Origin of the sequence: Pseudomonas coleopterorum (assembly GCF_900105555.1) — a bacterium.
Taxonomy (GTDB): Bacteria; Pseudomonadota; Gammaproteobacteria; order Pseudomonadales; family Pseudomonadaceae; genus Aquipseudomonas; species Aquipseudomonas coleopterorum.
Window position 1 is genome coordinate 2,567,553 of record NZ_FNTZ01000001.1, and the last position, 12,246, is coordinate 2,579,798.

Here is a 12,246-nt window from a genome sequence, read left to right on the forward strand (position 1 = left end):
CCCGCAGGTCAACTAATCATTGACCGCTCCCCGGCCGCCGCATAGATTCTGCTTGAGGCAGACCCAAGAATCAGGTGTCGTGAGGCCATCCGTGATCCAGTTCCTTTTGAATCAAACGCTGCACACCGAGCATGCCCTGGACCCGAATCTGACCGTGCTCGAGTACCTGCGCACCGATTTGGCGCGTCCGGGCACCAAAGAGGGCTGTGCCAGCGGCGATTGCGGTGCCTGCACCGTGGTGATCGGCGAGCTGGTCGAAGACCAGGGTCAATCACACATTCGTTATCGCAGCAGCAACGCCTGCCTGACGTTCGTTTCCAGCCTGCACGGCAAGCAACTGCTCAGCGTCGAGGACCTCAAGCATCAGGGTCGCCTGCACAGCGTGCAGCAGGCCATGGTCGACTGCCACGGCTCACAGTGCGGGTTTTGCACCCCAGGTTTCGTCATGTCGCTGTTCGCCTTGCAGAAGAACCAGCCGCAGGCCAACCGCGAGCAAGCCTGCGAGGCGCTGTCCGGCAACCTCTGCCGCTGCACCGGTTACCGCCCCATTCTCGACGCCGCGGCCCAGGCCTGCGGCGGACCTGCCTTGCCCGATCAGTTCGACCGCCAGCAAGCGCAGACCGTCGCCCGGCTGAAAACCATCGCGCCGGCGCAGACCGACGAGCTCAACGGTGGCAACAACCGCTGCCTGGTGCCCTTGACCGTCGCCGATCTGGCCGAGCTGTACAGCGAGCAGCCCGAGGCGCGGCTACTGGCCGGCGGCACCGATCTGGCACTGGAGGTGACACAGGCGCATCGGGTCCTGCCGGTGATGATCTACGTGGGCCATGTGGCCGAGATGAAGCGCATCGAGACCTTCGACGACCGCCTGGAGATCGGCGCAGCCACGCCGCTGACCGATTGCTATCAGGCCCTGGCGGACGAGTACGCGGATTTCGGCCATCTGTTGCACCGTTTTGCCTCGTTGCAGATTCGCAACCAGGCCACCCTGGGCGGCAACATCGGCAACGCCTCGCCGATCGGCGACAGCCCGCCCCTGCTCCTGGCCCTGGGTGCGCAACTGGTATTGCGCAAGGGCGAGCGCAGCCGCACCCTGCCCTTGCAGGACTACTTCATCGACTACCGGATCACCGCTCGCGAAGACGGCGAGTTCATCGAAAAGGTCATCGTGCCCCGGGCCGACGCTCGCCGCGTGTTTCGCGCCTACAAGGTCTCGAAACGCCTGGACGATGACATTTCCGCGGTCTGCGCCGCGTTCAACCTGCTGATCGAAGACGGCCGCGTTCATGATGTGCGCATCGCCTACGGCGGGATGGCGGCCATTCCCAAGCGCGCCGCCGCCTGCGAGGCCGCGTTGCTCGGCAAACCCTGGACACAGGCGACCGTTGAAACCGCTTGCGCCGCCCTGGCCGATGACTTCACACCGCTGTCGGATTTCCGCGCGAGCAAGCAGTACCGCTTGCTGACCGCGCAAAACCTGCTGCGCAAGTGCTTCATCGAATTGCAGTCGCCCCACCTCCAAACTCGGGTGATCGCCCATGTCTGAACATCAAGCGCCCGACAGCCAGGCACGTATGGCTGAACTGTTCGCCCAGGGCCTGACCACCGGCGTTGGCCGGGGCATCAAGCACGACAGCGCCGACAAGCACGTCACCGGTGAGGCGGTGTACATCGACGACCGCCTGGAATTTCCCAACCAGCTGCACGTGTGCGCACGGCTTTCCGACCGGGCCCATGCGCGCATCCTGCGCATCGACACGTCGGCCTGCTACGACATCCCCGGTGTGCGCCTGGCGATCACTCACGAGGACATTCCGGGCCTCAAGGACATCGGTCCGCTGCTGCCGGGCGATCCGCTGCTGGCGATCGACAAGGTCGAGTTCGTCGGCCAGCCGGTGCTGGCCGTGGCCGCGCGCGATCTGGACAGCGCCCGCCGCGCAGCGATGGCCGCCGTGATCGAGTACGAGGACCTGCCGCCGGTGCTGGACGTGGTCCAGGCGCTGCGCCAGCAGCATTTCGTGCTCGACAGCCACACCCACCAGCGCGGTGACTCGGCAGCGGCACTGGCCAGCGCGCCCCATCGCCTGCAGGGCAGCCTGCACATCGGCGGCCAGGAACATTTCTACCTGGAAACCCAGATCAGCTCGGTGATGCCCACCGAGGACGGCGGGATGATCGTCTACTGCTCGACGCAGAACCCGACCGAGGTGCAGAAGCTGGTGGCCGAGGTGCTGAACGTGCCCATGAGCCAGGTGGTGGTGGACATGCGGCGCATGGGCGGCGGTTTCGGCGGCAAGGAAACCCAGGCCGCCAGCCCGGCCTGCCTGTGCGCCGTGGTGGCGCGCCTGACCGGGCAGCCGACCAAGATGCGCCTGCCGCGGGTCGAAGACATGCTCATGACCGGCAAGCGCCACCCCTTCTACATCGAATACGACGTCGGCTTCGACGACAACGGGCGGCTGCACGGGATCGATCTGGACCTGGCCGGCAACTGCGGCTATTCGCCCGATCTGTCGGCGTCGATCGTCGACCGAGCGATGTTCCATGCCGACAACGCCTATTACCTGGGCGATGCCACCATCAATGGCCACCGCTGCAAGACCCACACCGCGTCCAACACTGCCTACCGCGGCTTCGGTGGCCCCCAGGGCATGGTGGCCATCGAGGAAGTGATGGACCGCATTGCGCGCCATCTGGCCCTCGACCCGCTGGCGGTGCGCAAGGCCAACTACTACGGCAAGACCGAGCGCAATGTCACCCATTACTACCAGACGGTGGAGCACAACCTGCTCGAAGAGATCACCGCCGAACTCGAAGCCAGCTGCGACTACGAACAGCGCCGCGACGCGATCCGCGCGTTCAACGCCGACAGCCCGGTGTTGAAAAAGGGCCTGGCGCTGACCCCGGTCAAGTTCGGTATCTCGTTCACGGCCAGCTTTCTCAACCAGGCTGGCGCGCTGATCCATATCTACACCGACGGCAGCATTCACCTGAACCACGGCGGCACCGAGATGGGCCAGGGCCTGAACGTCAAGGTCGCGCAGGTGGTGGCCGAAGTGTTCCAGGTCGATATCGCGCGTATCCAGATCACCGCCACCAACACCGACAAGGTGCCCAACACCTCGCCCACTGCGGCGTCCAGCGGTGCCGACCTGAACGGCAAGGCAGCGCAGAACGCCGCGCTGACTCTCAAGCAGCGGCTGGTCGAGTTCGCCGCCCGGCACTACCGGGTCAGTGACGAAGACGTAGAATTCAGCAACGGCCATGTCCGCGTGCGCGACCAGTTGCTGACCTTCCAGAGCCTGGTGCAGCAGGCGTGGATGGGCCAGGTGTCGCTGTCCAGCACGGGCTACTACAAGACGCCGAAGATTCATTACGACCGCAGCCTGGCCCGCGGCCGGCCGTTCTACTACTTCGCCTATGGCGCGGCCTGCTGCGAAGTGCTGATCGACACCCTGACCGGCGAGTACAAGCTGCTGCGCACCGACATCCTCCACGACGTTGGCGCCTCGCTGAACCCGGCCATCGACCTGGGTCAGGTGGAAGGCGGTTTCCTCCAGGGCGTGGGCTGGCTGACCTGCGAGGAGCTGGTGTGGAGCGATCAGGGCAAGCTGCTGACCAGCGGCCCGGCGTCATACAAGATTCCGGCGGTGGCCGACATGCCCCAGGACCTGCGCGTGCGGTTGGTGGAAAACCGCAAGAACCCGGAAGACACCGTGTTTCATTCCAAAGCCGTGGGCGAGCCGCCGTTCATGCTGGGTATCGCTGCCTGGTGCGCGATCAAGGATGCCGTGGCCAGCCTGGGTGACTACCGGCTGCAACCCAGCATCGATGCCCCGGCCACGCCGGAACGGGTGCTGTGGGGCTGCGAGCAGATGCGCCAGGCGGCGTCGGGGAGCGTGTCTCATGACTGACTGGATCGGTGCCCTGGCCGAACACCAGGCCCGTGGCGAAGCCTGCGTGCTGGTGACCATCATCGAAGAGAAAGGCTCCACGCCGCGCAACGCCGGGGCGAAGATGGTGGTCAGCGCCACGGCGCTGTTCGACACCATTGGCGGCGGCCACCTGGAATACAAGGCGCTGCAGATCGCCCGCGAAATGCTGGCCGAAGGTACCCGCGCCACACGCCTGGAGCGTTTCAGTCTTGGCGCTAGCCTGGGGCAATGCTGTGGCGGTGCCACGGTGCTGCTGTTCGAGCCGGTGGCGCAAACCCAGGCGCAGGTGGTGGTGTTCGGTGCCGGCCATGTCGGCCGTGCGCTGGTGCCGCTGCTGGCGAGCCTGCCGTGCCGGGTGCGCTGGGTCGACTCGCGGCCCGAGGAGTTTCCGGCCAGCCTGCCCGACGGTGTCTGCCAGGTGATCACCGACGAGCCGGTGGACGAGGTCGCGAGCCTGCCGGTGGGCAGCTACTGCATCGTCATGACCCACGATCACTCGCTGGATCTGGAACTGACCCGAGCCATCCTGGAGCGCAACGACTTCACCTGGTTCGGCCTGATCGGCTCCGCCACCAAGCGCGCGCGATTCGAGCACCGTCTGCGCGACCGCGGCATCGCGCCCGCAGTGGTGCAGCGCATGCGCTGCCCCATGGGCCTGGCAGCGGTGAAGGGCAAGCTGCCCATGGAAATCGCCGTTTCCATCGCCGCCGAGATCATCGCCACCTACAATGCGCACTTTGGCGCCCGCGCCGAGCCGGGGACAGCCAGCTCGCCGGGGGTCGCCCAACTGCTGCCGCGCTCGCGCCGCAGCCCCGTTCCCTTGAGAGATGCACCATGAGCCTTACCCGCAAAGCCTATCGCGCCGCGATCCTGCACAGCCTCGACGACCCTGCCCTGGTCGGTGTCCAGGCCTCCTACGAATACTTCGCCGATGGCGTGCTGGTGGTCGAGGACGGGCGGATCAGTGCGTTGGGCGCCGCCAGCGAGGTGCTGCCGACGCTGTCGGACGACGTCGAGGTGAGCCATTACCCCGATGCCTTGATCACTCCCGGCTTCATCGACACCCACATCCACTTCCCCCAGACCGGCATGGTCGGCTCCTATGGCGAGCAACTGCTGGACTGGCTGAACGAGTACACCTTCCCCTGTGAAGGCCAGTTCGCCGACAAGGCACATGCCGACGGTGTCGCCCAGATCTTCCTCAAGGAACTGCTGCGCAACGGCACCACCACCGCGCTGGTGTTCGGCAGCGTCCACCCCGAATCGGTCGACGCCCTGTTCGAGGCCGCCCAGGCCCTGGACCTGCGCCTGATCGCCGGCAAGGTGATGATGGACCGCAATGCGCCGGACTACCTCACCGACACCGCCCAGAGCAGCTACGACCAGAGCAAGGCGCTGATCGAGCGCTGGCACGGCAAGGGCCGCCTGCACTATGCGGTGACGCCGCGCTTCGCACCGACCAGCAGCGAGGCCCAGCTGACCCTGGCCGGACAGCTGCTGCGCGAGTACCCGGACGTCTACCTGCAGACCCACCTGAGCGAGAACCTCCAGGAAATCGAATGGGTCAAGGCGCTGTTCCCCGAGCGCAGCAACTACCTGGACGTGTACGACCACTACCAGCTGCTCGGCGAGCGCTCGGTGCTGGCCCACGGTGTGCACCTGTGCGACGCCGAGTGCGCGCGCCTGGCCGAAACCGGCTCGGCCATCGCCTTCTGCCCCACCTCCAACCTGTTCCTGGGCAGCGGCCTGTTCAACCTGCCCCAGGCCGAGCGCTTCAAGGTCAACGTTGGCCTGGGCACCGACGTCGGCGCTGGCACCAGCTTCTCGCTTTTGCATACCCTGAACGAGGCCTACAAGGTCATGCAGTTGCAGGGGGAAAAGCTCAACCCGTTCAAGTCGCTGTACCTGGCGACCCTAGGCGGCGCCCGCGCGCTGCGCCTGGAGGACCGCGTCGGCACGCTGCAGCCGGGCACCGATGCCGACTTCGTGGTGCTCGACTACCATGCCACGCCGTTGCTCAGCTACCGCATCGCGCAAGCCAAGACCTTCGAAGAGGTGCTGTTCGTACTGATGACCCTGGGCGACGACCGCGCGGTCTTGCAGACCTACGCCGCTGGACGTCGGGTGCACAGCCGCGACTGACTCGCCATACAGATTCCCATGGAACTTTTGCAGGAAAACCGCCCCTCAATCGGGTACCCTGCCCACTTTTCAGAAAGGAGAATCACCATGGCTAAAGCCACTGCCCGCCACATCCTGGTTGCCGACGAAGCCAAGTGCAACGACCTCAAGGCCCAGATCGAAGGCGGCGCCGATTTCGCGGAAATCGCCAAGGCCAATTCCACCTGCCCATCCAGCCGTCAAGGCGGCGACCTGGGTTCGTTCGGTCCAGGCCAGATGGTCAAGGAATTCGACACCGTCGTGTTCAGCGCGCCGATCAACGTCGTGCAAGGCCCGGTGAAGACCCAGTTCGGTTACCACCTGCTGGAAGTCACCAGCCGTCAGGACTGATTCGTCCGCGGTCTGCGCTACACCCGAACGGCCCGTCTATCGCGGGCCGTTCTGCGTTTGCAATACCACCGGGCCATGATGTTAGGCTGCACCCTTCGCTTTTCGACCCAGGCAGACAATGCGCGCAGTTTTCCTCTCTTTCGTTCTTTGTGCCCTGTTCACCACGGCGGCCCACGCCCAGGCCGCAGCGCAGCATGCACTGACCGTCTATGGCGAAGCACCGCGCTACCCCGCCGACTTCCAGCATTTCGACTACGTGAACCCCGCCGCGCCCAAGGGCGGCAGCCTGCGCCGTTCGGCCATCGAGATCGGCCAGTACGATCATATTCTGCCGTACATCGACAAGGGCATCGGTGTCAGCCAGGTCGACGGCCTGCTCTACTCGCCCCTGGCCGTGCGCTCGCTGGACGAGCCCTACACCGTCTATGGATTGGTGGCCGAGCGCATGGAGCGCGGCGATGACGGCCGGTGGCTGCGCTTCTACCTCAACCCCAAGGCCGTGTTCGCCGACGGTCAGCCGATCACCGCCGAGGACGTGCGCTACACCTTCGAGCTGCTGATGCGCGAAGGCAGCCTGGGCTATCGGACTCAGTTCGCCAACGTTGCCGACGTGCAGGTCGAGGGTCCGCGACAGGTGCGCTTCAATTTCAAGAATGCCGAAAGCCGTACCCTGCCGCTGGACCTGGCCACCCTGCCGGTGCTGCCCGAGCATTGGTGGAAAACCCGCGACTTCGCCAACGGCGGCGGTTTCGAGGCGCCCTTGGGCAGCGGCCCTTACTCGATCGAGAAGATCGACAACGGCCGCAGCATCACCTTCAAGCGCAATCCCGACTGGTGGGGCAAGGACCTGCCCGAAGCGCGCGGCATGTACAACTTCGACCATTTCAGCATCGAGTACTTCGGCGACACCGACGTCGCCCGCCAGGTGCTGCGCGGCGGCGGTTACGACTACAACCGCGAGTTCTCCGCCACGGCCTACACCATCGGCTACAACGGCCCGGCGCTCGACGACGGTCGCCTGCAGCGCGCGCACTTGGCCAAGCAAGGCCTGCAACCGGCCCAGGGCTTCGTGTTCAACCTGCAACGGCCGGTGTTCCAGGACCGACGCGTGCGCCAGGCGCTGGCCATGCTCTGGGATTTCGAATGGAGCAATCGGCAGATGATGCGCGGCATGTACATCCGCCAGCAGAGCTTCTTCTCCAACAGCCCCCTGGCCGCTCGGGAACTGCCCAGCGACGGCGAACTGAAGATTCTGGAACAACTGCGTGGCCAGGTGCCGGATGAAGTGTTCACCCAGGTGTTTCACGCACCGGTCAGCGACGGTTCCGGGCTGATCCGCGACAAGCAGTTGCAGGCGCTGCGGCTGCTCCAGCTGGCCGGTTGGCATGCCGACGGCGACCGTTTAGTGAATGCCGAAGGCAAACCGCTGAGCTTCACCTTCCTCAACACCCAGAACGGCCTGGAGCGCCTGCTGCTGCCGTGGAAGCGCAACCTGGCGCAGATCGGCATCACCATGGAGATCCGCCGCATCGATTCGTCGCAATACGTCAACCGGCTGATGGCCCGCGACTACGACATGATCATTACCGGCTATCCGGTGACCCCGACGCCGGGTATCGAGCTGTACGGCTTCTTCGGTTCCGGCGTGGCCACCGACCCGGGTTCCAACAACCTGATGGTGCTCAAGGATCCGGCCGTGGACGCGCTGATCAACGGTTTGGGTGCGGCCAGCACGCAGACGCAGATGCGCGACTACGCCCACGCCCTGGACCGGGTCCTGCAGTGGAACTACTACTGGGTGCCCAACTACTACCCGCCAGGCACTTCGACGGTGTGGTGGAACCGCTTCGGCATGCCCGCCTCCCCGGCGCCCAATGACCCGGCGATCGAAACCTGGTGGGAGGTCAGCCCCACGGCGCTGACCACCGAACAGATGCGTGACCGCCTGACAGGGAAGACACACTGATGCTGGGTTACACACTACGTCGCCTTTTGCTGATCGTGCCGACCCTGCTGGCGATTCTGCTGGTCAACTTCGTCATCGTCCAGGCTGCGCCGGGCGGCCCCGTGGAACAGGCCATCGCGCGCTTGCAGGGTGTGGGCGGCGGCAGCGTCACCGGCGGTGGCGGCGACACCTTGCAAGGCGGCTCGCGCGCCAGCCGTGGCCTGGACCCCAAGCTGATCAAGGACATCGAGCGCCAGTACGGTTTCGACAAACCGGCCCATGAACGCCTGTGGCTGATGATCAAGAGCTACGCGGTGCTGGATTTCGGCAACAGTTTCTTTCGTGGTGCCAAGGTCACCGATCTGATTCTGGACAAGATGCCGGTGACCCTCTCGCTGGGGTTCTGGGCGACGCTGATCACCTACCTGGTGTCGATTCCGCTGGGCATCCGCAAGGCGGTACACCATGGCAGCCGCTTCGATGTGTGGAGCAGCAGCCTGATCATCATCGGCTACGCCATGCCGGCATTCCTGTTCGCCATGCTGCTGATCGTGGTGTTCGCCGGCGGCACCTCGTTGAACTGGTTTCCGGTGCGGGGGCTGGTCTCGGACAACTTCGCCGAACTCAGCCTGCTGGGCAAGGTGGCCGATTACTTCTGGCACCTGGTGCTGCCGGTCACTTCGCTGGTGATCGGCGGTTTCGCCACCCTGACCATCCTCACCAAGAACTCGTTTCTCAACGAGATCACCCGGCAGTACGTGGTGACGGCCCGGGCCAAGGGCCTGAGCGAGCGACGGGTGCTGTACGGCCATGTGTTTCGCAATGCGATGCTGTTGGTGGTGGCCGGCTTGCCGCAGGCGTTCATTAGTGTGTTCTTCGCCGGTTCGTTGCTGATCGAGGTGATTTTCTCCCTCGACGGCCTGGGCCGCCTGAGCTATGAGGCGGCGGTGTCGCGGGACTATCCGGTGGTGTTCGGCTCGCTGTTCATCTTTACCCTGCTGGGGTTGCTGATCAAACTGATCGGCGACCTGTGCTACACCCTGGTCGATCCACGCATCGACTTCAGCGCGAGGAATGCCTGATGCGTCTGTCGCCCCTGGCCCGTCGTCGCCTGGACCGTTTCAAGCAGAACCGCCGTGGCTGGTGGTCGCTGTGGCTGTTCCTGGCCCTGTTCGCCCTGACCCTGGGCGGCGAACTGGTCGCCAATGACAAGCCGCTGGTGCTCAAGTACGACGGCGAGCTGTACTTCCCGGTGTTCAAACGTCACACCGAGCAGGAGTTCGGCGGACAGTTGCCGTTCCAGGCCGACTACCGCAGTGACTACGTGCGCCAGCTGATCGCCTCGCGTGGCGGCTGGATGCTGTTTCCGCCGATCCCGTTCAGCGCCGACACGCCCAACTACGACCTGACCCAGCCTGCCCCCAGCCCGCCTTCGACGACCAACTGGTTGGGGACCGACGATCAGTCCCGCGACGTACTGGCGCGGGTGATCTTCGGTGCGCGGGTGTCGATTCTGTTTGCTCTGGCGCTGACCTTGATCAGCTCGCTGATCGGCATCGCTGCCGGAGCGTTGCAGGGCTACTACGGGGGTTGGGTGGATTTGTTCGGCCAGCGTCTGCTGGAAGTCTGGTCGGGGCTGCCGGTGCTTTACCTGCTGATCATTCTGTCGGGGTTCGTGGAGCCCAATTTCTGGTGGCTGCTGGGCATCATGGCGCTGTTTTCCTGGCTGGCGCTGGTGGACGTGGTGCGTGCCGAGTTCCTGCGCGGGCGCAATCTGGAATACGTGAAGGCCGCACGGGCGCTGGGGTTGTCGGACCGCAAGATCATCCTGCGGCACATCCTGCCCAATGCCATGAACGCGACCTTGAGCTTTCTGCCGTTCATTCTGACCGGGGCGATCTCGACCCTCACGGCGCTGGATTTTCTGGGCTTCGGCATGCCGGCCGGCAGTGCTTCGCTGGGCGAGCTGATCGCGCAGGGCAAGCAGAACCTGCAGGCACCGTGGCTGGGCTTCACGGCGTTTTTCACGCTGGCGCTGATACTGTCGCTGCTGGTGTTCATTGGAGAGGGGCTGCGCGATGCGTTTGATCCGCGTGCTTGAAGTGAGATCGGCAGGGCGCCCTTCGCGGGCAGAGGGCTCGGCCGCCCGCCCCGCTCCCACAGGTTCAGCTTTCAACAGGTCCTTGTGGGAGCGGGGCGGGCGGCCGAGCCCTCTGCCCGCGAAGAGGCCCTTACTGTCACCGCACAAGGCTCCTGCCCATGACCTCTGAAAACCTCATCGAAATCCGCCACCTCACCGTGGCCTTCAGTGGCCAAACAGTGGTTAAGGATGTCGGTTTCGACATTCCTGCCGGCCAGTGCGTGGCGCTGGTCGGCGAGTCGGGTTCAGGCAAGTCGGTGACCGCCCACTCCATCCTGCAACTGCTGCCAGCGAGCGGCTGCCAGAGCAGCGGCAGTGTCCGCTATCAGGGTCAGGAACTGCTGGGCGCGGATGCGGCGACCTTACGCCGCATGCGCGGCGATCGCATCGCCATGATCTTTCAGGAGCCCATGACCTCGCTGAACCCTTTGCACACGGTGCAGAAGCAGATCGGTGAAACCCTGCTGGTGCACAAGGGCATGGGCGGCAAGCAGGCCGAGGCGCGCATTCTGGAATTGCTGCAGATGGTGGGCATCCAGGAGCCGCACAAGCGCCTGAAGGCCTACCCGCACCAATTGTCCGGTGGCCAGCGCCAGCGCGTGATGATCGCCATGGCACTGGCTTGCGAGCCGCAGCTGCTGATCGCCGATGAGCCCACCACCGCGCTCGACGTCACGGTGCAGCGGCGCATCCTGCTGCTGCTCAAGTCGTTGCAGGAGCGCCTGGGCATGTCGCTGCTGTTGATCAGCCACGACCTCAATCTGGTGCGCAGCATCGCCCAGCACGTGTGCGTGATGCGCGCCGGGGAAATCGTCGAGCAGGCCCCGTGCGAACAGCTGTTCAACGCACCGCAGCACCCCTACAGCCAACTGCTGCTGGATGCCGAACCCGCTGGCGTGGCGCTGTCCCACGAGGCGCGGCCCGAGCTGTTGCAGGTTCAGCAGTTGAAGGTCTGGTACCCGCTGAACGGCGGGCTGTTCCGCAAGCCGCGCGAGTTCGTCAAGGCGGTGGATGGCATCAGCCTGAGCGTGCAGCAAGGCAAGACCCTGGGCATCGTCGGCGAATCCGGCTCGGGCAAGTCGACTCTGGGTCAGGCGATCCTGCGGCTGGTCGATTCGCAAGGGGGTATTCGTTTCCAGGGCCAGGCGCTCGATGGTCTGGACCAGAAGCAAATGCGACCGTGGCGCAAGCAAATGCAGATGGTGTTCCAGGATCCGTTCGGCAGCCTCAGCCCGCGCATGTCGGTGGCGCAGATCATCAGTGAAGGTCTGGAAGTGCACAGCGGCGCTAACGCCCGCGCGTGCGATGAACAGGTGATCCAGGTGCTGCGCGAGGTGGGTCTGGACCCCGAGGCGCGGCACCGCTACCCCCATGAGTTCTCCGGGGGCCAGCGTCAGCGCATCGCCATCGCCCGCGCGCTGGTACTGCGCCCGGCCCTGATGCTGCTGGACGAACCGACCTCGGCCCTCGACCGCACGGTGCAGAAGCAGGTCGTGCAACTGTTGCAGCAGTTGCAGGCGCGCCATGGCCTGACCTATCTGTTCATCAGCCACGACCTGGCGGTGGTGCGGGCGCTGGCCCATGATGTGATCGTGGTCAAGGATGGCAAGGTGGTGGAGCATGGCCCCACCGATCATCTGTTCAACGACCCACGGCACCCCTACACCCAGGAACTGCTGCAGGCAGCGATGGTGTAGCCTGGTATAGCGTGCATA

At 64.9% G+C, this 12,246-nt stretch carries 9 protein-coding genes; all 9 read left to right on the forward strand.

Translation table 11 applies throughout. From position 1 onward, the window contains the following. Window positions 1–91: 91 nt before the first annotated feature. The 9 genes from xdhA to BLV18_RS11445 all read left to right on the forward strand — a co-directional run bounded on the left by xdhA (window position 92) and on the right by BLV18_RS11445 (window position 12,228). Window positions 92–1,546 carry a xanthine dehydrogenase small subunit gene (xdhA, locus tag BLV18_RS11405; RefSeq protein ID WP_090358609.1) on the forward strand — a complete coding sequence of 485 codons (1,455 nt, stop codon included), beginning with the start codon at window positions 92–94 and terminating at the stop codon, window positions 1,544–1,546. Beyond that, window positions 1,539–3,914, forward strand: a complete 2,376-nt coding sequence (xdhB, locus tag BLV18_RS11410) for a xanthine dehydrogenase molybdopterin binding subunit (protein ID WP_090358611.1) — start codon at window positions 1,539–1,541, stop codon at window positions 3,912–3,914. Before xdhA ends, xdhB begins: the two co-directional genes overlap by 8 nt. Beyond that, entirely contained in the window at window positions 3,907–4,773 is an 867-nt protein-coding gene (xdhC, locus tag BLV18_RS11415; protein ID WP_090358613.1) for a xanthine dehydrogenase accessory protein XdhC, read from the forward strand. Before xdhB ends, xdhC begins: the two co-directional genes overlap by 8 nt. Further along, on the forward strand, window positions 4,770–6,077 hold the full coding sequence (gene guaD / locus BLV18_RS11420) for a guanine deaminase (RefSeq protein WP_090358615.1): 1,308 nt from the start codon (window positions 4,770–4,772) through the stop codon (window positions 6,075–6,077). Before xdhC ends, guaD begins: the two co-directional genes overlap by 4 nt. A gap of 87 nt (window positions 6,078–6,164) precedes the next feature. Further along, on the forward strand, window positions 6,165–6,446 hold the full coding sequence (locus BLV18_RS11425) for a peptidylprolyl isomerase (protein WP_043189047.1): 282 nt from the start codon (window positions 6,165–6,167) through the stop codon (window positions 6,444–6,446). Window positions 6,447–6,564: 118 nt separating this feature from the next. Next, window positions 6,565–8,412, forward strand: coding sequence for an extracellular solute-binding protein (locus BLV18_RS11430; protein ID WP_090358617.1), 1,848 nt, complete (start codon window positions 6,565–6,567; stop codon window positions 8,410–8,412). Next, entirely contained in the window at window positions 8,412–9,473 is a 1,062-nt protein-coding gene (locus BLV18_RS11435) for a microcin C ABC transporter permease YejB (RefSeq protein WP_090358619.1), read from the forward strand. The genes BLV18_RS11430 and BLV18_RS11435 overlap by 1 nt, the downstream gene beginning before the upstream one ends. After that, window positions 9,470–10,492, forward strand: coding sequence for an ABC transporter permease (locus BLV18_RS11440; protein ID WP_049859808.1), 1,023 nt, complete (start codon window positions 9,470–9,472; stop codon window positions 10,490–10,492). The genes BLV18_RS11435 and BLV18_RS11440 overlap by 4 nt, the downstream gene beginning before the upstream one ends. Before the next feature lie 158 nt (window positions 10,493–10,650). Next, window positions 10,651–12,228, forward strand: a complete 1,578-nt coding sequence (locus tag BLV18_RS11445) for an ABC transporter ATP-binding protein (RefSeq protein WP_090358621.1) — start codon at window positions 10,651–10,653, stop codon at window positions 12,226–12,228. Window positions 12,229–12,246 lie beyond the last annotated feature (18 nt).